Origin of the sequence: Gryllotalpicola kribbensis (genome assembly GCF_039538245.1) — a bacterium.
Classification (GTDB): Bacteria; Actinomycetota; Actinomycetes; order Actinomycetales; family Microbacteriaceae; genus Gryllotalpicola; species Gryllotalpicola kribbensis.
The window spans coordinates 304,665-327,969 of sequence record NZ_BAABBX010000015.1 but is presented as its reverse complement, the minus strand read 5'-3'; the positions used below and the strand labels follow the sequence as shown (position 1 = coordinate 327,969).

The window sequence follows — 23,305 nt, the reverse complement described above, 5'->3', positions numbered from 1 at the left end:
GCCGCATCGGGGGCGGGGGAGTGACGCTCGTCATGGGCGTGCTCAACGTCACGCCCGATTCGTTCAGCGACGGCGGCAAGTGGACCTCGGTCGAGGCCGCGGTCGAGCACGCCGCCGCCCTCACCGCGGACGGCGCCGACCTCATCGACGTGGGCGGCGAGTCGACCCGCCCGGGCGCACCCCGCGTGCCGGTCGACGAAGAGCTCGGCCGGGTGCTTCCCGTGATCAGGGAACTCACGGCCCGAGGCATCCGCACCTCGATCGACACCATGAATTCCGCGACCGCGCGCGCCGCGATCGAGGCGGGCGCCTCGTGGATCAACGACGTCTCGGGCGGCCAGGCCGACCCCGAGATGCTGGGCACCGCCGCCGAGCTCGGCTGCGGCTACATCCTGAGCCACTGGCGCGGTCACAGCGCGAACATGAACGCGCTCGCGAGCTACGCGGATGCCGCGACCGACGTGCGCGACGAGGTGAGGGCACAGGTCGACCGGGCGCTCGACGCGGGCATCCACGGCTCGCGCATCGTCGTCGACCCGGGTCTCGGCTTCGCGAAGAACCATGAGCACAACTGGCGGATCCTCGCCAGGCTCGACCTGCTCGAGGAGCTCGGATTCCCCGTGCTCATCGGCGCCAGCCGCAAGCGCTTCCTCGGCGCACTGCTGCCCGACGACGCGCCGGTCGCCGACCGCGATCTGCCGACCGCCGTGATCAGCGCGCTCGCCGCGCGCGACGGCGTGTGGGGCGTGCGCGTTCACGACGCCGCCTCTACGCGCCTCGCGCTCGATGTGGTCGAGCAATGGAAGGCTTTCTCCTGATGGCTGATTCGATCACCCTGACCGGACTCGCCGTGCGGGCGAACCACGGCGTCTTCGATTTCGAGCGCGAGAACGGGCAGACCTTCGTCATCGACCTGACGGTCTGGCTCGATCTCGCGCCCGCGGCGCGCGGCGACGAGCTGGCGGCGACCGTGCACTACGGCGAGCTTGCCGAGGCCGTGCACGCCGCCGTCGCCGCCGACCCGGTCGACCTCATCGAGACCGTCGCCGAGCGCGTGGCCCGCGTCGCGCTCGCGTTCCCCGCTGTCGACCGCGTGCGCGCCACGGTGCACAAGCCCGATGCGCCGATTCCGGTTCCGTTCGGCGACGTCGCCGTCACGGTCGAGCGCGACCGCGCGTGGGCGGCGCGGTTCGAGCGCGCCGGCTCGGCTGATCAGGGGGTGAGCGCATGATGCGGATTCCCGACCGCGACCGCCTCGATACCGCGCGGCGGCTGCGCCCCGCGGTCCTCGCGCTCGGCAGCAACCTCGGCGACCGGGGCGAGCTGCTGCACGACGCGGTCGCGGCGCTGGGGGCGACGCCGGGCGTCGAGCTGCGGGCGGTGTCCCCCGTCGTGGAATCCGTCGCCGTCAAGCCGGGCGGCGCCGACGAGAGCGCGCCGCGCTACCTCAACGCCGTCGTGCTCGTCGACACGCTGCTCACGCCCCGCGAGCTGCTCGCCGAGGCGCACCGCATCGAGGGCGAGCACGGCCGGGTGCGGGCCGAGCGCTGGGGCGACCGCACGCTCGACATCGACATCGTCGACTTCGACGGGCTCGAGTCGGCGGACCCCGAGCTCACCCTGCCGCACCCGCGGGCGGCCGAGCGCGCCTTCGTGCTGGCGCCGTGGCTCGCCGTCGACCCGGAGGCCGAGCTTCCGGGCGCCGGCCGGGTCGCGACGCTGCTCGCCGCGGTCGGGGACGACACCGTGCCCGCACAGGGGGTCGAGCTGTGAGGCGAACGCACCCCACAACCGTCGTGATCATCGGCCTGATCGGCGTGGTGGTCGGTCTTCTGACGGACGCCGCGCTCGCGGCATCCGGCCGCGCGCTCATCGTGCCGCCCGTGACGCTCAGCGTGACCCTCGCGGTGATCGCGATCGTCGTGGTGGTGCTCGCGCTGCCGATCCGTCGCGCGATCCGCGGCAAGACGACGCTGCGGCTCGACCCGTTCCGAGCGGCGCGCACCGCGGTGCTCGCCAAGGCCTGCTCGATCATGGGCGCGCTCGTGACGGGCCTGCCGCTCGGGCTGCTGCTGTTCATGCTGACCCGCACGGTGGTCGCCGACACCTCGAGCATCCTGCTCACGGTCTCGGCCGTCGTCGGCGGCGCGCTGCTGCTCACCGGCGGCCTGCTCGCCGAGTGGTTCTGCACGCTGCCGCCCGACGACTCCGACACCGAGGGCGACCCCGACCGCGGCCCCGAGCCGGGCGCGACGCATTCGCACGCGTAGGCGACGAGGCGCGCGCCGCGGGCCGCGGCTACTTGCGCAGGGCGGCCAGTGCCTTCCACGCGAGCGGCAGGGAGGCGGCGGCGATGGCCCACTTGATGATGCCGCCCAGAATGAACGGGGTGACGCCCGCGCTCAGCACGGCGGCCACGTCGTGCGGCAGGCCGAAATGCGCGAGCGCCGCGCCGAGCCACGGAACACCGAAGACGAACGGCACGAGGGATGCCAGGCCGAAGCCGGCGATCGAGAGCAGCGGGCGGCGGTCCCAGCGGCGCTCGGAGAGCCAGCCGACGAGGGCGGCGGCCGGAATGAACCCGATCACGAAGCCGAAGCTCGGAAGCACGCCGGCCCCGAGGCCGTGCGACCAGCCGGTGAAGATCGGGGCACCGGCGACGCCCGCGACGAGATAGAGGGCCATCGACGCGGCGCCGCGCCACGTGCCGAGGGTCGCGCCGACGAGCACGACGGCAAGGGTCTGGCCGGTGATCGGGACGGGCCACAGCGGGATCTGCACCTGCGCGAGCAGCGCCGTGAAGGCGGCGCCCCCGACGACGAGCAGCGCGTTGGCGAGCGCACCGCGGCGCACGAGCGCATCGGCGAGCACGGGACGGGTGAGCGAAGCGGAAGCGATCGTCATGTGATCCACACTATGGCGGGGCCCGAGCGGATGCTTGGGCCTGAGCTACACCGAATGGGGCAGATCATTGGTGAAAAGCTCTGAGCAATACGATGATCCCGTGGCACAGCGGCTCGAGATCGACGGGGACTGGCAACGCGTCTCGCCGAGGTACGTGTGGATCGTGATCGTCGGCTCGCTCGTGGCGGCCGCCGTCACGGGAGCGATCATCGCGTTCGTCTGGTTCGCGGTGGACTGGGCATGGTGGGGCTGGCTTCTGGCCGCCGCCTGGGCGGTCGGCTTCGCCCTGCAGCTGTTCTTCGCCCCGCGGCGTGCGCGCGCGATCGGCTACCGCATGCGCGACGACGATCTCGTCGTGCGGCGCGGCATCGCGTGGCTGCGCTTCGTCGCGGTGCCGTACGGCCGCATGCAGCTCATCGACGTGACCCGCGGGCCGATCAGCCGCGCCCTCGGCCTCTCCGATCTGCGCTTCGTCACCGCGAGCGCGTCGAGCAACGTCGCGATCCCCGGCCTTCCCGCCGAGGCGGCAGACGAGCTGCGTGACCGGCTCATCGCGCTCGCCGAGACGCGGCGCGCGGGATTGTGAGTCGGCACCCGTGAACCCGCTCGCGGACGGCCAGTGGCACCGCATGCACCCCGCCACCCCGCTGCTGCGCGGCGGTGCGGTCTTCGTCGCGATCGTCGCGATCGTGTTCGCCAACCTGCGCGAGCGGCTCGTCGACTGGATCGCCCGCGTGCCCGACCGCACGCGCGACGGGGACCCCGTCGACGCGATCGTCCGGCACGGCTGGACGCTCTGGGCCGCACTCGGCGTCCTGCTGCTCGTCGCGCTGATCATCGTCTGGTACCGGGTCACCTGGCGGATGACCGAGTTCAGAGTCACGGCGGATGCCGTCGAGCTGCGCTCCGGCGTCGTGAACCGTCAGAACCGCCAGGCGCGGCTGGACCGCATTCAGGGCGTGAACGTGCACCGCACGCTCTTCGCGCGGGTGTTCGGCGCGGCCCGGCTCGAGATCGTCGTCGCCGGGCATGACGCGAACCTCAGCCTGCAGTATCTGGGGTCGAGTGCGGCGGAGGAGCTCAGGCGCGAGATCCTGGGGCTCGCGGGGAGCAAACGGGCGGCGGCGGGGGCTGGTCTCCATTCGGCTTCGCCGAGTCGACCAGCGGGGGCGGCGAGTCGACCGGCGGGGGCGGCGAGTCGACCGGCGGGGGCGGCGAGTCGACCGGCGGGGGCGGGTGTGGCGGCGCAGTTCGTGGGCGAGTTCATCCTGTCGCCGGCCGATCTGCACCCCGACTTCGCCCCCGCCTCCGTCGTCAAGGTGCACCCCGGCCGGCTCATCGGATCGCTCATCCTGAGCCCCTTCACGATCGTGCTGATCGCGATCGTGGTGTGGCTCGTGGTCGAGGTCTTGCGCGGCAACTACTTCCTGCTGGTGGCGGTCATCCCCTCGGTCTTCGGCATGTTCACGGGCTACTCGCGCCGCTTCGGCCGGCTCGCGCGCTACACGATCTCGGGCAGCGCCGACGGGGTGCGGGTGGGCTACGGGCTGCTCTCGACGAGCAGCGAGACCATCCCGACGGGGCGCATCCACGCCGTCGAGATCGTGCAGCCGCTGCTGTGGCGGCCGTTCGGCTGGTGGGCGATCCGCATCGCGCGCGCCGGGCGGGCTCGGCAGCGCGGGCAGGCCGAGAACGCCTCGACGGTGCTCCCCGTGGGCTCGCTCGAGGACGTCGGCCGCGTGCTGCCGCTGCTGCTGCCGGCATCCGATCGCGCCGATCTGCTCGCCCTCGTCGACGCGACCGCGCGCTATCGCCGCACCGCGCGGCTGTTCTCGCAGGCGCCGCGCGCGGCCGCCTGGCTGCACCCGCTGTCGTGGCGGCGCGTCGGCTACGCATACGTCGGCGACACGCTCGCGCTGCGCGCCGGCTTCATCTCGCGCACCCTCGCGTTCGTGCCGCTGGCGCGCGTGCAGAGCGTGGGCATCAGGCAGGGACCGGTGAGGCGGATGCTGGGTCTCGTCGGCCTCGCAGTGCACGTCGTCGACGTGCGCATCCGCCCGCGGCTGTCGGTGATCGGCACCGCGGCGGGGGCCGAGCTGTTCGAGCAGTTGGCGCGCAGTGCCGTAATGTTGGCGAGTCGCGACGCGAGGAGTTAGGGGCGAAGCACGTGCAGGCATCCGGCAGCCAGAGCCGCTCAGGAAGGCTCGGCGTCGGCATCGTCGGCGCGGGCCGCGTCGGCCCGGTGCTCGGGGCCGCGCTCGCCGGTGCGGGGCACGCGATCGTCGGCGTGAACGCCGTCAGCGCGGCCAGCCGCGAGCGCGCGCAGGACATGCTGCCGGGGGTGCCCCTGCTCGAGACGCCCGAGCTGCTCGAGCGCAGCGAGCTCGTGCTGCTCGCGGTGCCGGACGACCAGCTGCCCGGCCTCGTCGAGGGCCTTGCCGCCGTCGGCGCCTGGCAGCCCGGCCAGCTCGTCGTGCACACGGCACCGGGGCTCGGCGTCGGGGTGCTGCGCCCCGCGCTCGCCTCGGGGGCGATTCCGCTCGCGATCCACCCGGCGATGGCCTTCACCGGCACGCGCCTCGACCTGGCGCGGATGGCCGAGACGTACTTCGCCGTGACGGCGCCGGCGCCCGTGCAGCCGATCGGGCAGGCTCTCGTCGTCGAGATGGGCGGCGAGCCGGTGCTCGTCGCAGAAGAAGACCGCGCGGCATACGGCGAGGCGATCGCGACGGCCGCGAGCTTCAGCAGGCGCATCGTCGAGCAGGCGACCGGGATGCTGGCCGAGCTCGGCTTCGAGCAGCCCGGTGCATACCTCAGTTCGCTGGTGCGCTCGACGGTCGACGAAGCGCTGCGGAAGGCGGGGATGGCGCCGCCGCTGGACCTCTCCGAGATCGAAGGGAACGAATGACCACCACCGAGACGCCGACCGTGCTCGAGACGATCGCGGCGACTCGCGAGCTGGTGCGCTCCGCCCGCGCGGCCGGGAAGCGCATCGCGCTCGTGCCGACCATGGGCGCCCTGCACGACGGGCACCTGGCGCTCGTCGCGCGCGGCCGCGAGCTCGCCGACGTCGTGATCGTCTCGATCTTCGTCAACCCGCTGCAGTTCGGGCCGAGCGAGGACTTCGAGCGCTACCCCCGCACCCTCGATGCGGACCTCGCGGCGCTCGCCGGCAGCGCCGATGCGGTGTTCGCGCCGACGGTCGCCGAGATGTACCCGGGCGGCGCCTCGCAGACGACCGTGCACGCCGGCCCCGTCGCCGAGCGCTACGAGGGCGCTTCGCGCCCCGGGCACTTCGACGGCATGCTGACCGTGGTCAGCAAGCTGCTGAACATCGCGCAGCCCGACGTCGCGCTGTTCGGGCAGAAGGACGCCCAGCAGGCGTTCCTCGTGAAGCAGATGGTCGCCGACCTGAACCTGCCGGTGCGCATCGAGGCGGTGCCGATCGTGCGCGAGCTCGACGGTCTCGCCCTCTCGAGCCGGAACCGCTACCTGTCGGAGAGCGAGCGAGTGCTGGCGCTCACGCTCTCCGCTGCGCTGCGTGCCGCCCGCGAGGCATCCGATCGCGGCGAGAGCGTCGCGGCAGCCCGCGCGGCCGGCCTCGCACGTTTCGACCAGCAGCCGGACGTTAGGCTTGACTACCTGGTCATCGTCGATCCGGCGACGTTCTTGCCGCTGGAGGACGACGCGACGGGCGACGGTCTCATTCTGGTCGCCGCTCGCGTGGGCGCCACGCGCCTGATCGACAACGCACCCCTCCACTTCTGACAGGAACCGCCATGGCCGACCGCGACCAGCCGATCGACGAGACCCCCGAGCCGACGCCCGAGGAGATCAACGAGCAGAAGGCCGTGCGCCTGGCCAAGCGCGAGCGGCTGCAGGCCGAGAGCCCCGACCTTGGCGGCGGCGCGTACCCGGTGAGCCTGCCCGTCACGACGACCATTCCCGAGGTGCGCGCGCAGTGGGGCTCGCTCGCCGCCGACGAGACCTCCGGTCAGGTCGTCGGCCTCGCGGGCCGCGTCGTGAATCAGCGCAACACCGGCAAGCTGTGCTTCGCGGTGCTGCAGTCGGGCGACGGCTCGCGTCTGCAGGCGATGGTGTCGCTCGCGTCGGTCGGCGAAGAGAGCCTGCAGCGCTGGAAGGAGCTCGTCGACCTCGGCGACCACGTGTTCGTGCACGGCGAGGTCATCTCGTCGCGCCGCGGCGAGCTGTCGATCATGGTCGACGAGTGGCAGATCGCGGCGAAGGCGATCCTGCCGCTGCCGAACATGTACAAGGAGCTGTCTGAGGAGACGCGCGTGCGCTCGCGCTACCTCGACCTGATCCAGCGCGAGCAGGCGCGCCGCACCGTCGTGACGCGTGCGAAGGCGACTGCGTCGGTGCGCGCCACGTTCGCGAAGAACGGATTCCTGGAAGTCAGCACCCCGAAGCTGCAGACCATGCACGGCGGGGCATCCGCTCGCCCCTTCGTCACGCACTCGAACGCGTTCGACACCGATCTCTACCTCTCGATCGCGCCCGAGCTCTACCTCAAGCGCGCGGTCGTTGGCGGCATCGATCGCGTCTACGAGATCGCGCGCAACTTCCGCAATGAGGGCGCGGACTCCACGCACTCGCCCGAGTTCGAGATGATCGAGGCCTACCAGGCATACGGCGACTACAACTCGATCGCCGACCTCACCCAGCAGCTCATTCAGGACGCCGCGCTGGCCACCAACGGCTCGCACGTGGTGACCTGGGCCGACGGCACCGAGTTCGACCTCGGCGGCGAGTGGGACCGCATCTCGATGTACGACTCGCTGAACGAGGCGGCGGGCACGGCGTTCACCCCCGAGACGCCTCTGGCCGAGCTCGAGGCTCTTGCAGCGCGCGAAGGGCTCTCGATCGCTCACCCGATCCACGGCAAGTACATCGAAGAGCTGTGGGAGCACTTCGTGAAGGGCGGCCTCACCCGCCCGACGTTCGTGATGGACTTCCCCCTCGACACCTCGCCACTGACCCGCCAGCACCGCTCGATTCCCGGCGTCGTCGAGAAGTGGGACCTGTACGTGCGCGGTTTCGAGCTCGCGACCGGCTATTCCGAGCTCGTCGACCCCGTGATCCAGCGCGAGCGCTTCGTCGCGCAGGCGGCGCTGGCCGCGGCGGGCGACGACGAGGCGATGCGGGTCGACGAGGACTTCCTGCGTGCGCTCGAGTTCGGGATGCCGCCGTCGGGCGGCATGGGCATGGGGGTCGACCGCCTGCTGATGGCGCTGACCGGTCTCGGCATCCGAGAGACGATCCTGTTCCCGCTGGTGAAGTAGGGCGGCCGCCCCGCGGCAACTAGTTCCCGTTCCGGACGTGCGCGCCCGGTGCCGCGGGCGCGGCTGTCCGGAACGGGAACTACTCGCGCTCGGCGAGGTGCGCTCCGAGGGGGCGAACGGCTAGCCGCGCTGCCCGAGGTGCGCGCGCACCGCAGCCTCGTACTCCTCATCAGAGAGCTCGTCGACCTGCTTCGCGTCGCGGCGGTCGACCCGCGACCAGCGCGTGAACAGCGCGATGATCACCGGCAGGTCGGCCACCTCGGCGAGGAACCACAGGAAGTCGCCCGAGAGATGCTGGTCGTGCAGCGGGTTCGGGAACCAGTGCGGCAGCGCGGCGCCTGCGACCGTGTGCGTCGCGGCCGCGACCCCGTCGAGCACGTTGCCGTTGAGGCGCAGCAGGATGCCGGGGATCGAGTCGAGCAGCAGCTCGACGATCGCCAGCAGGAACTCGTAGATGATGAAGGTGCTCGAGCGGTGCTCGGTGTCCTCGGTGATCGGCAGCGTGATGAGCAGCCCGATGAACGGCACGAGTAGGGTGATCGCGGCCGCCCACCCCGGGTCGAGACGCAGCGGCCCGGCGAGCGGCGTCAGGAAGAACAGGAAGCCGACGAGCGGCACGAGCGGCGCGAAGATCGCGTTGCCCATGAGCCGAACGGGCCATGAGCGCAGCGCCGCCTCGAGGGCGGCGCGGGCACCGGGCCGAAAGGTGCGCCGCATCAGCGTGATCGGCATGCCGAGCGCGACCATCATCGGCACGAGGAAGATCAGCAGGGCGATGCGCGTCGTGAACGCCCAGCGCAGGTCGTGCGACCAGGTGCCGAGGAACCCGAACTGGATCCACGCGTACGATCCGAGCCCGAGCAGGTAGAAGCACCAGGCGCGCCACGCGGGCCAGCGCTCGCGGCGGTGCGCGAGCACGACGAGCCCCCACGTGTACAGCGCCGCGCCGATCGCGATCGCGAGAGCGGCGACGGGGTCGAACGAGAACGTGGTCAGGAAGACGGGAATCGGCGGCGTGGTGGTGTTCCTCTCTAGCCGAGTACCAGCATGGACCCATGAACTATCCGCTCGCTGGGCGCACGGCGCTTGTCACCGGGGTCTCGCGGCCCAAAGGCATCGGCTATGCCGTCGCGCTGCGGCTCGCGCAGGCGGGGGCGAGTGTCATGGTGCATCACTACGCCCCGCACGACGCGGAGCAGCCGTGGGGCGGTGCGGATGTCGAGGCGGTGCGGGCAGGCATCCGATCGGCGCTCATCGACGGTGCGCACGTGGCGGACTTCCATGCAGATCTCGCGGATGCCTCAGCGGCGGCACCGCTCATCGAGCAGGCCGCCGCCGTGACCGGCCGGCTCGACATCCTCGTCTGCAATCACGCGCGGTCGGGCGACGACGGCTCCCTGCTCAAGGCGACGGCGGAGCAGCTCGACGCGCACTGGGCGGTGAACGCGCGCGCGTCGTTCCTGCTCACGAAGCGCTTCGCCGAGCTGTTCGCGTGGGACGGCACGGAGGAGAACACGGCTCGCGTGATCTGGTTCACGAGCGGCCAGCTGTTCGGGCCGATGCGTGCCGAGATGGCGTATGCCGCCTCGAAGGCGGCGCTCGCCGGCGCGACGCAGACGGCGGCGGCAGAGCTGCTCGGGCGCGGCGTGCTGCTCAACACGGTGAACCCGGGGCCGACCAACACGGGGTACCTCGACCCCGAGACCACCGACCGCCCCGAGGTGCTCGGCGAGCTGCGGGCGGCGATGCCGCTGAAGCGCTTCGGGGCACCCGACGACGTCGCTCGGCTGATCGCGTGGCTCGTCGGGCCGGAGGGCCGCTGGGTGGTCGGCGAGGTGATGTCGAGCGACGGGGGATTCCGGCTGGGGCTTTAGAGCTGGGTCGCGCGCGCCTCGGGAACTTCGCCGCCCTCGAGCAGCCTGAGATCCTCGTCGGCGAGCTGCGTGCCGGCCTGCGAGGTCTGCGCGGTCGGGCCTAGTCGGAGGGCCCGGCGAGGCCCATCGTGCGGGGCGCGAGCTCGGATTGCAGCACCAGCGTCGCGGCGCCGACAGCCGCGGCATCCTGCATCTGCGGCGACAGGCGCACCCGGATGCCGTGCCGCGAGCGCGCGAAGAACTCCGCGTTGACCTGAGAGTCGATCACGCGCAGGTAGATCGATCCGGCGATCGCGAACGCGGGCCCCGCGAGCGTGATCGAGTCGAGGTCGAACAGGTTCGCGAGCGACGTCACGGCGGTGGCGAGATGACGCGCGGATGCCTCGAGCAGGCCGGTCGCGAACTCGTCGCCCCTCGTCGAGGCCTTCGCGAGGGCGGTGAACTGGGCGAAGTCGTCGCCGGAGAGCGCGAGGCGGGCGACCTCATCGGGGTGCTCCCGCGCCGCGCGCACGACCGCGGTCGGATCGGCGACGTCTTCGGCGATGAGGCGGCGGCCCGACGCATCCGCGCCGACTGTGATGTGCCCGAGCTCGGCGGTGTTCGAGCTCGCGCCCCGGAACACGGTGCCGTCGATGAGTACGCCGGCGCCGAGGCCGAGCCCCATGTAGACGGTCGCGTGCGCCCGTGCGCCCTCGGTCGCTCCCCCCCAGAAGTCGCCGAGCGCCGCGGCGGTCGCGTCGTTGTCGAACACGACGGGCAGCCCGGTGGCCTCGGCGATGAGGTCGCGCAGTGGCACGTTCTGCCACGCCTCCATGTGCGCGGGTCCGAAGACCATTCCGCGTGCGACGTCGACGGGCCCAGGTGCGACGACGCCGATGCCGACGACGAGCTGCTCGTCGATGCCGAGCCCGAGCAGGATGAGGTGGATCTGCTCGACGAGCGCCGTGATCATCGCGCCCGGCTCGCTGGCGCCGACGCCGGGGGCGCGCAGGCGGCCGACCACCGCCCCGCGCAGGTTCACGACGACGTAGGTGATGGATTCCCCGCCGAGCTGCACCCCGACGGCGTAGCGCGCCGACGTGTCGACCTCGAGCAACACGACCGGCCGACCGCCATTGGGGCGACCGAGACCCGCTTCGTGGATGAGGCCCTCATCGAGCAGCTGGCGCACGACGGTCGACATCGTCGCTGCGGTCAGCCCGGTCTCGGCGGCGAGGTCGGTGCGGCTGATCGGGCCGAGCGTGCGGATCAGGTCGAGGACGAGCCCCTTGCTGGTTCCCGTCGACAGGGAGACGCGGCCGCGAGCCATGCGGTCTCCTCTCCAGCAATTCGGTGCGTTACCTCATTGTGACGCGCACTCCGATCCTAGTAACTTGACGCGCTTTATAAAGTCATCTAAAAAAGTGGGAACGCACCGCGACGGCGAGGTCGACGCTGATCCTCGCGGCGAGTGCTGGAAGCACCACCTGCCTCCATCTCCACTGAAGGGTCAACGATGACAACCACCAGGAAGCGGCTCCTTCTCGGCGCCGCCGCGCTCGCGGCATCCGCCGCTCTTGCGCTCTCGGGCTGCTCCGGCTCGAGCAGCAGCACGTCCACGTCCGGCGCCGGCAGCACCGTCACGGTGTTCTCGGGCCAGGTCGGCAACTTCACCGAGAACTTCAACCCGCTGAGCCCCACGGGCTCCGGCCTGCAGCCCACCAACGGCGTCATCTACGAGCCGCTCTTCTACTACAACAAGGCGAAGGCGGGGAATCCGGTGCCGCTGCTCGGCACGTCGTTCACGTGGAACGACGACGGCACCGAGCTCACCGTGAAGGTGCGCCAGGGCGTCAAGTGGTCCGACGGGAAGCCCGAGACGGCCGATGACGTCGTCTACACGCTGAACCTCGTATCGAACAATCCGGCCCTCAACACCTCCGGCCAGAAGTGGGTCGCCAAGAAGACCGACGACAGCACCGTCGTCATCGACTTCCCCAAGACGGCCTTCACGCTCGAGCCGCAGATCCTCGGCAACGAGCCGATCGTCCCCGAGCGCATCTGGAAGAACATCTCGGACCCGACCAAGACGACCAACACGAACCCCGTGGGCACCGGGCCGTACATGCTCAAGAGCTTCACGCCGCAGAGCTTCCTGCTCGTGAAGAACCCGAACTACTGGGGCACGGGCGACAGCGCGCCCAAGGTGAGCCAGGTGCGCTACATCTCCCTGTCGAACGCGGATGCCGCGACCTCGGCCCTGCAGCAGGGCCAGGTCGACTACATGGGCTCGTTCCTGCCGACGCTGAAGAGCATCATGAGCCAGCACAAGAACCTGTCGTACTCGAACAGCCCGCAGGCGACGACCGCGCTCTTCACGTGCTCGAACCCCGACCTCGGCTGCACCGGTCCCCAGACCGACCCGGCCGTGCGCCAGGCGCTGTACTACGCGATGGACCGGACCCAGCTGAGCAACCAGGCCGCGGCCGGTTTCAGCGCGCCGGCGTCGCCCTCGCTGATCCTCAACACGGTCAACAAGGACCAGATCACGAGCCCCGACTACCTGAAGACGCCGCAGTCGGCTGACGTCGCAAAGGCGAAGAGCCTGCTCGAGGCCGCCGGCTGGACCCTCGGCTCGAAGGGCTACTACGAGAAGGACGGCAAGGAGCTCGACCTCAGCGTCAACGTGGTGTCCGGCTGGACCGACTACGACACGATCTGCACGCTGCTGCAGGGCCAGTTCAAGAAGGCCGGCATCAAGCTCGCCGTGAACCAGGTGGCGCAGAACGCCTGGACTCAGGCCGAGGTCTCCGGCAAGTACCAGCTGTCGGTCAACTCGATCAACATGGGGCCGTCGTCGAACCCGTACTTCCAGTACAACCAGTACCTGAGCACCGCGGCGACGGCGAAGGTCGGCGGCTCCGCGACCACCAACGTCTCGCGCTACTCGAACCCCGCGGTCGACGCCGCGATCTCGTCGCTCGCGAGCACCAACGACGAGGGCAAGGAGCAGGCGGCGTACAAGACGATCCAGGACGCGATCGTCAAGGACATGCCGTACGTGCCCGTCTACGTCAACTCGGCGCTCGCCGAGTACAACAACTCGCACGCCACGGGTTGGCCGAGCCAGGACAACCAGTACGCCTTCCCGCTTCCGTGGGGCGGCAACTGGGGCGTCGGCATCGTCCTGAAGACGATCCGGCCGGTCGGCAAGTAACCCGAGATCGGGAACGCGGGGTGGGGCGGTCGTCGCAGGCCGTCCCACCCCGGCACCGAAAGGCAGAGAAGCATGCGGTTCTACCTGCAAAAAGTGGGGTTCTACGTCGTCGCGATCTGGGCGGCCATCACGATCAACTTCGTCATTCCTCGACTGATGCCGGGGAATCCGGTCGACGTCATCATCTCCAAGATGGGCGCGGCCGGCCAGACCGTGACGCCGCAGACGCGCCACGCGATCGAGGTCGCGCTCGGCGGCGGCAGCGGCCCGTGGTGGCAGCAGTACGGCGCCTATCTCGCCAATCTCGCCCACGGCGACCTCGGGGTCTCTCTCGTCGCCTACCCCGAGAAGGTGAGCACCGTCATCGGCCAGGCGCTCCCGTGGACGATCGCGCTCGTCGGCCTCGCGACCGTCATCTCCTTCATCATCGGTATCGGGCTCGGCACCTTCGCCGGCTGGAAGCGCGGCTCGTGGCTCGACAACCTGATCCCGGTGACGACGATGTTCCAGGCCGTGCCGTACTTCTGGCTCGCGCTCATCCTGCTCCTGTTGCTCAGCCGAGTGGTGCAGTGGTTCCCGTTCGCGGGCGGCTACGACGTCAACTCGGGCCTGATGCCCGGGTTCAGCCTCCAATTCGTCGGCAGCGCGCTCTACTACGGCTTCCTGCCGGCCCTCACGATCGTGCTCTCGTCGATCGGCGGGTGGATGCTCGGCATGCGCAACATGATGGTCTCCACGCTGTCTGAGGACTACATCGTCACGGCCGAGGCGAAGGGCCTCAAGCCGAGCCGTGTGCGCATGACCTACGCGGCGCGGAACGCGGTGCTGCCCTCACTCTCCGGCTTCGCGATCTCGCTCGGCTTCGTCGTCGCCGGCTCGATCGTCACCGAGCAGGTGTTCAGCTACCCGGGCATCGGGCAGCTGCTCTTCAGCGCCGTCTCCAACAACGACTACGCCCTGATGCAGGGCGTGTTCCTCGTCATCTCACTGTCGGTGCTCGCCGCGAACCTCGTGGTCGACGTGCTGTACGGCCTCATCGACCCGCGCACCCGCGCCCGCTGACCGGAAGGACCGTCACTCATGGCATCCACTGTCGCCCTCGACGACCTCGAGCCCGCGGTCGCCCCCTCGGCCAAGCGGAGCAGCCTCGCCGCGCTGCTGCCGACCATGTCACCCAAGCTGATCGTGGGCCTCGTGATCGGAGCCGTCATCGTGCTCTGGGCGATCGTCGGCCCACTCGTGGTCGGCGACCCTGACGCGATCAGCACCCTGGCGTTCGCTCACCCCGGAACGCGCGGCCACCTGCTCGGCACCACCCAGACCGGTCAGGACGTGTGGTCTCAGATCGCCTGGGGCACCCGCGGCTCTCTCATCATTGGCTTCTCCGTGGGCGTCATGGCCACCGTGCTCTCGGCGCTGTTCGGTGTCCTCGGCGCGTACATCGGCGGTGCCGTCGACGAGGGCTTCGCGCTGTTCACGAACGTCGTGCTGGTCATCCCCGGCCTCCCGCTCGTGATCGTCATCGGCAACTACGTGCCGCAGAACAGCCGCGGCCTCTTCCTCGTCGCCGTCGTGCTCGCGATCACGAGCTGGGCGGGCTCGGCCCGCGTGCTGCGCGCCGTGACGCTCTCGCTGCGCAACCGGGACTACGTCTCGGCGTCGCGCGTGTCGGGCGAGCGGACCTGGCGCATCCTCGTCGTCGAGATCCTGCCGAACCTGATCCCCGTGATGGCGAGCCAGTTCGTGTTCGCGATCATCTTCGCGATCCTCGGCGAGGCGGGCCTGTCGTTCCTCGGCCTCGGCGCAAGCGGCACCTTCACGCTCGGCACGATCCTGTTCCAGGCGAATCAGGCGCTCGCCCTGACGCAGGGCGCCTGGTGGTGGTTCATCCCGCCGGGGCTCGTGATCGCCCTGTTCGGCTGCGCACTGTCGCTGATCAACTTCTCGATCGACGAGATCATCAACCCCAAGCTGCGCAACTCGACGCGTTCGCAGCGCAAGAAGTGGGGACTCAGCCCCGCGCAGATCAAGCAGCTGGAAGCGGAGAACCTGAAATGAGCACGGCTACGCCGGAGGCGGAGGCCACGACTCCGCGGCACCTCGCTGACCCCGTCATCACGATCGACGACTTCAGCGTCGACTATGCGGGCCAGGTCACGACTCACGCGGTCAAGAACGTCAGCCTGACGCTCGGCCGGGGCGAGATCCTGGGCCTCGCCGGGGAATCCGGCTGCGGCAAGTCCACGCTGGCCTACGGCATCACGCGACTGCTCAAGCCCCCTGCCCTCATCACAAGCGGCAGCGCGACCTTCCACTCGCGAGAGGGCTGGTCCGCCGACCTGTCGACGCTGTCGGGCGATGAGCTGCGGCAGTTCCGCTGGGACAAGATCTCGATGGTCTTCCAGGGGGCGATGAACTCGCTGAACCCGGTGATCTCGATCCAGGCGCAGCTCGAGGACGTGTTCACCACGCACCGCCCGGAGCTGTCCCGGGCCGAGCGGGTGCAGAAGTGCGGGGACCTGCTCGAGCGCGTGGGCGTCGACCGCTCGCGCCTCAAGTCGTTCCCGCACGAGCTGTCGGGCGGCATGCGGCAGCGCGTCATGATCGCCATGGCGATGGCGCTCGACCCGCAGGTGATGATCATGGACGAGCCGACGACCGCACTGGACGTCGTCGTGCAGCGCGAGATCCTCGACGAGATCACCCGGCTGCGCGCCGAGCTGGGCTTCGCGGTCATCTTCATCACCCACGACCTGCCGCTGCTGCTCGAGATCAGCGACCGCATCGCCGTCATGAAGGCGGGCGAGATCGTCGAGCTGAACGACGCATACGAGCTCTACACCAACCCCCGAAACGACTACACCAAACGGCTGCTCGCGTCCTTCCCCTCACTCACCGGTGAGCGCGGCGACTTCATCCGCACGGGTGTCGCCGACGACCGGCTCGAAGAGACGAAGCAAGCCGACGCCGACGAGGACGCGGCGAACGAAGGAGCCCCCGCATGAGCACGCTCGAGTTCCGGAATGTCACCAAGGAGTATCGGATTCGCGGTGAGCGCGGCCGCTCAAGCAAGCTTCTCGCCGTGAACGACGTGAGCTTCACGATCGAGTCGGGCAAGACCGTCGCGCTCGTGGGGCAGTCGGGCTCGGGGAAGTCGACGATCGCGAAGCTGCTGCTGCAGCTCGAGGCGCCGACCTCGGGCGAGATCCTGCTGGACGGGCATCCGATCAAGCGGCACGGCGCGGGCCTGCGGGACTACCGCAACCACGTGCAGATGGTCTTCCAGGACCCGTTCGCGTCGCTCAACCCGTATCACTCGATCGCGCACCACCTCGCGCGGCCGCTCAAGATCCACGGCCGGGCGAAGACCAAGGCGGAGATCGACGCGCAGGTGCGCCGGCTGCTCGAGCGGGTGCGGCTCACCCCGGCCGACGAGGTCGCGGCGAAGCACCCGCACGAGCTTTCCGGCGGCCAGCGACAGCGTGTCGCCATCGCGCGCGCCCTCGCGCCCCAGCCGACCATGCTGATCGCCGACGAGCCGGTCTCGATGCTCGACGTGTCGATCCGCCTCGGGGTGCTGAACCTCTTGGCGCAACTGCAGCGCGAGGACAATCTGGGCGTGCTCTACATCACTCACGACCTGGCGACCGCCCGGCATTTCAGCGACGAGATCCTCGTGATGTACAAGGGCGAGATCGTCGAGCGCGGGCCGTCGGACGACGTGATCCTCGCCCCTCAGCACGAATACACGAAGAGGCTCGCAGCCGCGGCCCCCAACCCCGAGCTGCGCCTCAAGCAGATCTCGGGCGCGGGCGCCTGAGCCCGAGCCGGCACCACGACGAAAGCCGACCATGACGTATACACCCGCAACCTTCACGCCGATCGCCGCAGACTGGGTCGCAGCGCCACTCGACGGGCCGCTGCCCGCCGGATTCCCGGCCGGCTCGCTGCCCGCCGCGGTGCCCGGCGTGATCCACACCGACCTGCTGCGCGCGGGTCTCATCGCCGACCCGTTCGACGGCGACAGCGAGGCGGCGCAGCAGTGGATCGGCGACACCTCGTGGCGCTACTCGACGAGCTTCGAGTGGCACGACGACGGGTCGACGCGGCATGACCTGGTGGCCTACGGGCTCGACACGGTCGCGACCGTGCGCCTCAACGGCGAGGTCGTCGCGCGCACGGAGAACCAGCACCGCTCCTACCGCTGGCCGGTCGCCGAGCTGCTGCGCGAGGGCGCGAACGAGCTCGTGATCGACTTCGCCGCGCCCGTGCCCGAGGCGAGCACCCGTGCCGAGAGGTTCGGCGCGCTGCCGCGGGTGAACCATCACGAGTTCAACCAGCTGCGCAAGACCGCCTCGCATTTCGGCTGGGACTGGGGCATCGACGTCGCCGGCGTCGGCATCTGGCAGCCGATCGGCATTGACTCGTGGTCGGGCGTGCGCATCGACGCGGTGCGCCCGCTCGTCGCGGTCGACGACTCGGGCGCGGGTGTGCTGACGGCGCATGTCGCGCTCGAGTGGGACGGGCGCGGCTCGCGCGACGATTCCGGGCTCGCCGTCACGGTGAAGGTCGCAGGCGCGGGTCACGGTGCGACGGCGGTCGAGTACGTGACGAGGGATGCTGCGGGCGCGGTCGTCGAGGCGCGGGTGCCCGACGTGCAGCGGTGGTGGCCGATCGGCCACGGGGAGCAGCCCCTCTACGACGTGACGGTCTCGGCGGGCGAGGCGCAGTGGGTGGGCCGCGTCGGGTTCCGGAATGTCCGCGTGAACACCGCGCCCGACGACGCTGGCCGCCCGTTCGAGGTCTACGTCAACGACGAGCTCGTGCTGGTGCGTGGCGTGAACTGGATTCCCGACCACGCCTTCCTCACCGAGGTCGACGCCGACCGGTATGCGCGCCGACTCGCGGATGCGGTCGACGCCAACATCAACCTGATCCGCATCTGGGGCGGCGGCATCTACGAGTCCGACGCGTTCTACGACCGGGCCGACGAGCTCGGCCTTCTCGTCTGGCAGGACTTCCTGTTCGCCTGCGCCGCCTATGCGGAAGAGGAGCACCTCGCCGCCGAGGTCGAGGCCGAGGCGCGCGAGCAGATCACCCGCCTCTCCGGGCATCCCTCGCTCATCATCTGGAACGGCAACAACGAGAACATCTGGGGCTACGTCGACTGGGGGTGGGCGGCGGCGCTCGGCGAACGCACCTGGGGCGAGGGCTACTACCGCGAGCTGTTCCCGCGGCTGCTCGCCGAGCTCGACCCGACGCGGTTCTACTCGCCTGCGTCGCCCTACAGCTTCGGCGAGTACCTGCACCCCAACGACGAGCGCCACGGCACCATGCACATCTGGGATGTCTGGAACCGCCGCGACTACTCGGTGTATCGCGACTACACGCCCCGCTTCGTGTCGGAGTTCGGCTTCCAGGGGCCGCCTGCATGGTCGACCCTGGCGCGGGTCGTGCACGACGAGCCGCTCGACCCGTTCGGCCACGAGATGCTGGTGCACCAGAAGGCCGAGCGGGGGAACGAGAAGCTCGACCGCGGAGCGCGGGGGCACCTGCCCGAGCCGGCATCCATCGACGACTGGCACTGGACCACGCAGCTCAACCAGGCTCACGCGATCGCGTTCGGCGTCGCGCACTTCCGGTCGCTCACCCCGCACAACACGGGCACGGTCCTGTGGCAGCTGAATGACAACTGGCCGGTGGTGTCCTGGGCGGCCGTCGACTTCGACGAGCACCGCAAGCCGCTCTGGTATGCGCTGCGCGATGTGTATGCCCCGCGCTTCGCCACGATCCAGCCGCGCTCGTCGGCGCAGGCTCTGGCCGATGCCTTCGAGGGTTACGCGCCGGCGAAGGACGTGCTCGCGCTGGTGCTCGTGAACGACACAGGCGACAGCTGGTCCGGCGAGTTCCTCGTCGCGCGTCAGGACTTCGCCGGCGCCGAGCTCGCGGCCGAGCGGGTCACGATCAGCGTTCCGGCGCGGGGGACGGCGAGCTACGAGCTGTCCGCCGGCGTCGCGGCGGTCGGCGACCCGGCTGCGGAGATCATCGTCGCGCGCACCGCAGACGAGGCATCCGGCTTCGCGCCCGCGATCTGGAATGCCGCGGAGGTGGTCGGCCAAGCGCTCGCCGCCGACGCTGAAGCTCTGGACGTGCGGGCAGAGCGCACCGAGGGCGGGTACGCGGTGACCGTGGCCGCGCGCTCGTACGTGCGCGATGTGTTCCTGCAGGTCGACCGCGTCGACGCGGCGGCCCGCGTCGACCGCGGTCTGGTCACCTTGCTCGCGGGCGAGTCGGCGCGCTTCGAGATCGCCTCGAGCGCGAACGTCGACCCCGCAGCGTTCACGACGCCGCTCGTGCTGCGCACCGCGAACGGGTTGCTTGCGCGCGGGGAGAACTAGCCGCACGATCGACATGATGACGAACAGCTCTACCGCGCGGGCGGTCGGTATCGTGCTGCGCCGGTCGCCGCGGCAGCTGGCGGCCGAGCCGTTCTACGGCGAGCTGATCGGCGGGCTCGAAGAGGTCCTCGCGACCCGCGGGCTGCAGGTGCTGATGCAGGTCGTCGACGGTATGCCGCGCGAGCTCGAGAGCTACCGGCGGTGGGCGGCCAACGGTGCGGTGGGGGCGGTCGTACTCGTCGACTTGGTGCCCGCAGACCCGCGGCCCGCGCTCATCGTGTCGCTCGGCCTGCCGGGCATCATCCTCGGCGAACCGGAGCCGGGCAGCGGGCTCGTCGCCGTGCGCAATGACGGCTATGCGCCGATGGTCGACGCGGTCAGCCGGCTCGCGTCACTCGGGCACAGCCGCATCGCCCGTGTCACAGGCCCGACGGCGTTCATGCACACGCAGGACCGCACGCGCGGCTATCTCGACGCGGCGGCGTCGCTGGGCGTCGCCGCGTCCCTCGAAGTGGGCGACTACTCGGGCGAGAGCGGGGCGGATGCCACACGGCGACTGCTCGCAGCACCCGCGCCGCCGACCGCGATCATCTACGACAACGATGTGATGGCGATCGCAGGCCTTGAGGCCGCGCAGGGGCTCGGCGTTGTTGTGCCGAACGCGCTGTCGATCCTGGCGTGGGACGACTCGCAGTTCTGCCGACTGACGACCCCGCCGATCTCGGCGATGAGCCACGATGTCCACACGCGGGGCATGCTCGCCGGCCGGATGCTGCTCGAGGTGCTCGACGGGGAGTCACCGACCGACGTGATCGCCGAGGCGCCGGTGTTCGTGGCCCGCGGCTCGACGGCGCCGGCGGCCCTCGTACCGCCGGTCACGGCTGCGTGATCACGCTCCAGCCCCCATCGGCGACGTCGACCTGCAGCTTCGCCGGGATCTGCTCTTTCATCGCCTCGACATGGCTGATCAGCCCGATCGTGCGGCCGCCGGCGCGCAGCGAGTCGAGCGTTCCCATCGCGATCTCGAGGGTCTCGGAGTCGAGCGAGCCGAAGCCCTCGTCGATGAACAGCGTGTCCAGGGTGATGCCGCCGGCCCGGCCCGTGACGACCTCGGCGAGCCCGAGCGCGAGCGCGAGGCTCGCGAGGAACGTCTCGCCGCCTGACAGCGACTGCGTCGGGCGCGCCACCCCCGTGTGCTGATCGAGGATCGCCAGCCCCAGCCCGGACTGCGCCCCGCGCGCCGCTCGCTCGTCGGAGTGCTCGAGCAGATACCGCCCGCCCGACATCTGCGCGAGCCGCGCGTTCGCGGCCTGCACGATCTCTTCGAGCTCAGCCGCGAGCACGAAGCTCTCGAGGCGCATGGCCTTGGTGTTCGGGGCCTGCCCGTGCACGGTGTTCGCGAGCCGCTGGACGACCTCGAAGCGCTCGGTCAGCGCCGCGGACTTCTCGTGCGCCGCCCGCGCATCGGCCAAGAGCCCGCTCGCGGTCGCGAGATGGGCGGCGAGCGTCGTGTGCGTTCTGAGTGCCCCGTCGCGGGCGAGGGATGCCTGCCCCAACGCCTCCCTCGCAGCGTCCAGCTCGACCGCCTCGCGCGGCGCGTTGCGGACCGCCTCGTCGCCCAGCGCCGCCTCGACGGCGGCCATCTCGGTCGCGTGCCGCTGCCGCTGGTGCAGCGCCTCGCGCACCTCGCGCGCGCTGACGCCGACAGCCGCGGCGCGCGCGGCGACGGTCGGGTAGCCGCTCAGCGCCGACTCGATGGTCCGCCTCGCCTCGGCCAGCGCGGCCCGGGCTGTGGCTCGCTGCGTATTGGCGGCGTCGCATGCGGCGCGCAGCCTGTCGAGCTCGGCGTCGTGGCCCTCGAGCTTCTTCGCCACCGCGTCGCGCCGACCGCGCAGCTGAGCGGCGTGCGCCGCCGCCGTCTTGGCCTTCTCGAGCCGGGTGACCGCCTCCGCTTTCGTCCGCTGAGCCGACTCGGTCGTGTGGCCCGCGGCAGCACCCTGCAACTCGGCCAGCTTGGCGCGGGCGTCCCCGGCCTCGCGCGAGCGCTGCGCGGCTTCCGCCTCGGCGATCGCCAGCGCGGTCTCTGCGGATGCGATGTCCGCTTCCGTCACGGCCTCCCCGCTCCAGCTCGCCTTCGCCGGGTGGTGCGTCGACCCGCACACCGGGCACGGGTCGCCGTCGGCGAGCGACTCGGCCAGCTCGGCGGCATGGCCGTCGAGTCGGCGGGCGCGCAGGGTGTCGAGCGCGCTCGAGGCCGCGGTGCGCGCCTGGCCGCTCTCGAGCTCGCGACGCTCGGCTCGCGTGACGTCCTGCTTCACGGCCTCGGCCGCCGCGAGCGCGTCGAGCACGGGGGCGATCGAGTCCGCGAGCTGCTGGGCGGCGCCCTGGTCGGCAGCGGCCTCGGCAGCGGCCTCGATCTCGGGCGTGAGGGCGTCGAGCTGCGCCTTCCACTCGGCGGCGTGCCCCTTCGCTGCCTCGACCGCGGCATCGGCCTCTTCGCACCTCGCCTCCGCGGCGGTGATGGCGCGCTCGAGATTGGGCGTCTTCTTCTCGGCCTCGATAGCGGCTGCGAGCGACCCGCTCAGCTCAGCGAGACCGGCACCGGCCGCGTGCAGGAACTGCTCGGTGTCGGTGCCCTCGGTCAGGGCGGGGAGCTCGCCGAGATGCCCCTTCGCGTCGGCCAGCGCGCGGCTGGCCCGCGCGTCGAGCTCTGCGGCGCTCTCGAGCAGCTCGCGTCGCCGCGCCTCGGCCTCTTCCCGTCGCTGCTGTAGCCTGCGCAGCTCGGCAAGGCGATCGTGCTCCGACTGGGCGGCGCGCCAGGCGGCATCCGCCTGCTTCGCCACGTCGTCGGCCGCCGCAACCCGATCTCGGTGGGTATCGACGCGCGTGCCCATCCACTCGACGACCTCACCGGGCTCGGCCGGGATGTCGGTCTCGACAGCCTCGTCGGGCAGCACCCCCTCGACGGGCAGCACCCCCTCGAGCTGTCGCGCGAGATGCGCGATCTCGGTGCGGGCGCCGCCGACCTCGGCCTCGAGCGCCTTCCGGCGGGCTTGCAGCGCTTCGTCGTAATCGTCGAAGCGCCGCGTTCCGAACAGGGTGCGCAAGAGCGACTGGCGTTCCTCGCTCTTGGCGAGCAGGAACTCTTGGAAGCGGTTCTGCGCGAGCAGGATCACCTGCAGGAACTGGTCCTGCGAGAGTTGCACGATCTCGGCGACCTTCACCCCCACGGTGCGCAGCTGCGCCTCGAGCCCGACCCAGTCGTCGCCGTCGCGCCGGAAGAGCTGCGCCTCGGCCTTCTGGGTGGTGAAGCCGTCGCCGCGCGACTTGGGGCGTTCGTACTCGGGCGAGCGCCGCAGTCGGTACCGCTCGCCGCCCGCGCTGAACTCGAGCTCGACGTAGCTGACGTCATCGGGGGCGCAATGATCGCTGCGCAGCTTCGTCGCGACTGTGGCCTGCCCCTCGTAGCGCGGAACACTGCCGTAGAGCGCGAAGCAGATCGCATCGAGAATGGTGGACTTCCCCGCGCCGGTTTTGCCGCCGATCAGGAAGATGCCGTCATCGGCGAATGCGTCGAAATCGACCGTCTGCGGAGCAAGATAGGGCCCAAACCCCGCCATAGTGACGCGA

21 protein-coding genes are annotated in these 23,305 nt (G+C 70.7%); 17 read left to right on the top strand and 4 right to left on the bottom strand.

From position 1 onward, the window contains the following. Positions 1–20: 20 nt before the first annotated feature. Genes folP through ABD716_RS10975 form a run of 4 tightly spaced genes read left to right on the top strand, consistent with a single transcriptional unit; the run spans position 21 to position 2,270 of the window. Positions 21–818, top strand: a complete 798-nt coding sequence (gene folP / locus ABD716_RS10990) for a dihydropteroate synthase (RefSeq protein ID WP_344776761.1) — start codon at positions 21–23, stop codon at positions 816–818. Further along, positions 818–1,231 carry a dihydroneopterin aldolase gene (folB, locus tag ABD716_RS10985; protein WP_344776759.1) on the top strand — a complete coding sequence of 138 codons (414 nt, stop codon included), beginning with the start codon at positions 818–820 and terminating at the stop codon, positions 1,229–1,231. Before folP ends, folB begins: the two co-directional genes overlap by 1 nt. Next, complete coding sequence (folK, locus tag ABD716_RS10980) at positions 1,228–1,773, top strand: 2-amino-4-hydroxy-6-hydroxymethyldihydropteridine diphosphokinase (RefSeq protein WP_344776757.1); 546 nt, start codon at positions 1,228–1,230, stop codon at positions 1,771–1,773. The genes folB and folK overlap by 4 nt, the downstream gene beginning before the upstream one ends. Beyond that, positions 1,770–2,270: a DUF3180 family protein gene (locus ABD716_RS10975; RefSeq protein ID WP_344776755.1), complete on the top strand. Its 501-nt coding sequence runs from the start codon at positions 1,770–1,772 to the stop codon at positions 2,268–2,270. The genes folK and ABD716_RS10975 overlap by 4 nt, the downstream gene beginning before the upstream one ends. 28 nt (positions 2,271–2,298) lie before the next feature. Here the strand turns inward: ABD716_RS10975 and ABD716_RS10970 are convergent, their stop codons facing one another. Next, positions 2,299–2,904, bottom strand: a complete 606-nt coding sequence (locus tag ABD716_RS10970; RefSeq protein ID WP_344776753.1) for a biotin transporter BioY — start codon at positions 2,902–2,904, stop codon at positions 2,299–2,301. A gap of 100 nt (positions 2,905–3,004) precedes the next feature. Here ABD716_RS10970 and ABD716_RS10965 point away from each other — a divergent pair, with 100 nt between their 5' ends. From ABD716_RS10965 to lysS, 5 genes are read left to right on the top strand one after another with little or no spacing between them, the layout of a single operon-like run. Further along, entirely contained in the window at positions 3,005–3,490 is a 486-nt protein-coding gene (locus ABD716_RS10965) for a PH domain-containing protein (protein ID WP_344776751.1), read from the top strand. Positions 3,491–3,500: 10 nt separating this feature from the next. Continuing rightward, positions 3,501–5,060, top strand: a complete 1,560-nt coding sequence (locus tag ABD716_RS10960; RefSeq protein WP_344776749.1) for a PH domain-containing protein — start codon at positions 3,501–3,503, stop codon at positions 5,058–5,060. A gap of 11 nt (positions 5,061–5,071) precedes the next feature. Beyond that, entirely contained in the window at positions 5,072–5,812 is a 741-nt protein-coding gene (locus tag ABD716_RS10955; RefSeq protein WP_344776746.1) for a Rossmann-like and DUF2520 domain-containing protein, read from the top strand. After that, the gene (gene panC, locus ABD716_RS10950) at positions 5,809–6,672 is read left to right on the top strand and encodes a pantoate--beta-alanine ligase (protein ID WP_344776744.1); all 864 of its coding nucleotides are present in this window, start codon (positions 5,809–5,811) and stop codon (positions 6,670–6,672) included. Before ABD716_RS10955 ends, panC begins: the two co-directional genes overlap by 4 nt. 11 nt (positions 6,673–6,683) lie before the next feature. Next, positions 6,684–8,207, top strand: coding sequence for a lysine--tRNA ligase (lysS, locus tag ABD716_RS10945; protein ID WP_344776742.1), 1,524 nt, complete (start codon positions 6,684–6,686; stop codon positions 8,205–8,207). Between the two features lie 120 nt (positions 8,208–8,327). Here lysS and ABD716_RS10940 read toward each other — a convergent pair whose 3' ends face one another. Continuing rightward, positions 8,328–9,146: a cytochrome c oxidase assembly protein gene (locus tag ABD716_RS10940; RefSeq protein WP_344777255.1), complete on the bottom strand. Its 819-nt coding sequence runs from the start codon at positions 9,144–9,146 to the stop codon at positions 8,328–8,330. 116 nt (positions 9,147–9,262) lie between these two features. Between ABD716_RS10940 and ABD716_RS10935 the strand changes: the two genes are divergently transcribed. Next, positions 9,263–10,081 (top strand): SDR family oxidoreductase, encoded by an 819-nt coding sequence (locus ABD716_RS10935; protein ID WP_344776740.1) that lies wholly within the window; start codon positions 9,263–9,265, stop codon positions 10,079–10,081. A 100-nt stretch (positions 10,082–10,181) separates the two neighbouring features. On the opposite strand, the gene ABD716_RS10930 is transcribed toward ABD716_RS10935, so the two are convergent. After that, positions 10,182–11,390: an ROK family transcriptional regulator gene (locus tag ABD716_RS10930; protein WP_344776738.1), complete on the bottom strand. Its 1,209-nt coding sequence runs from the start codon at positions 11,388–11,390 to the stop codon at positions 10,182–10,184. Between the two features lie 186 nt (positions 11,391–11,576). Here ABD716_RS10930 and ABD716_RS10925 point away from each other — a divergent pair, with 186 nt between their 5' ends. From ABD716_RS10925 to ABD716_RS10895, 7 genes are all read left to right on the top strand, one after another. Next, the gene (locus ABD716_RS10925; RefSeq protein WP_344776736.1) at positions 11,577–13,277 is read left to right on the top strand and encodes an ABC transporter substrate-binding protein; all 1,701 of its coding nucleotides are present in this window, start codon (positions 11,577–11,579) and stop codon (positions 13,275–13,277) included. A 72-nt stretch (positions 13,278–13,349) separates the two neighbouring features. Next, positions 13,350–14,339: an ABC transporter permease gene (locus ABD716_RS10920; protein WP_344776734.1), complete on the top strand. Its 990-nt coding sequence runs from the start codon at positions 13,350–13,352 to the stop codon at positions 14,337–14,339. 18 nt (positions 14,340–14,357) lie between these two features. After that, positions 14,358–15,335, top strand: coding sequence for an ABC transporter permease (locus tag ABD716_RS10915; protein ID WP_344776732.1), 978 nt, complete (start codon positions 14,358–14,360; stop codon positions 15,333–15,335). After that, complete coding sequence (locus ABD716_RS10910; protein WP_344776730.1) at positions 15,332–16,282, top strand: ABC transporter ATP-binding protein; 951 nt, start codon at positions 15,332–15,334, stop codon at positions 16,280–16,282. Before ABD716_RS10915 ends, ABD716_RS10910 begins: the two co-directional genes overlap by 4 nt. After that, positions 16,279–17,097 (top strand): ABC transporter ATP-binding protein, encoded by an 819-nt coding sequence (locus tag ABD716_RS10905; protein ID WP_344776728.1) that lies wholly within the window; start codon positions 16,279–16,281, stop codon positions 17,095–17,097. The genes ABD716_RS10910 and ABD716_RS10905 overlap by 4 nt, the downstream gene beginning before the upstream one ends. A 31-nt stretch (positions 17,098–17,128) precedes the next feature. Beyond that, positions 17,129–19,675, top strand: a complete 2,547-nt coding sequence (locus tag ABD716_RS10900) for a glycoside hydrolase family 2 protein (RefSeq protein ID WP_344776726.1) — start codon at positions 17,129–17,131, stop codon at positions 19,673–19,675. Between the two features lie 16 nt (positions 19,676–19,691). Beyond that, positions 19,692–20,564 carry a LacI family DNA-binding transcriptional regulator gene (locus ABD716_RS10895; RefSeq protein WP_344776724.1) on the top strand — a complete coding sequence of 291 codons (873 nt, stop codon included), beginning with the start codon at positions 19,692–19,694 and terminating at the stop codon, positions 20,562–20,564. On the opposite strand, the gene ABD716_RS10890 is transcribed toward ABD716_RS10895, so the two are convergent. After that, positions 20,551–23,295, bottom strand: coding sequence for an AAA family ATPase (locus ABD716_RS10890; RefSeq protein ID WP_344776722.1), 2,745 nt, complete (start codon positions 23,293–23,295; stop codon positions 20,551–20,553). The genes ABD716_RS10895 and ABD716_RS10890 overlap by 14 nt on opposite strands. Between the last annotated feature and the right edge of the window lie 10 nt (positions 23,296–23,305).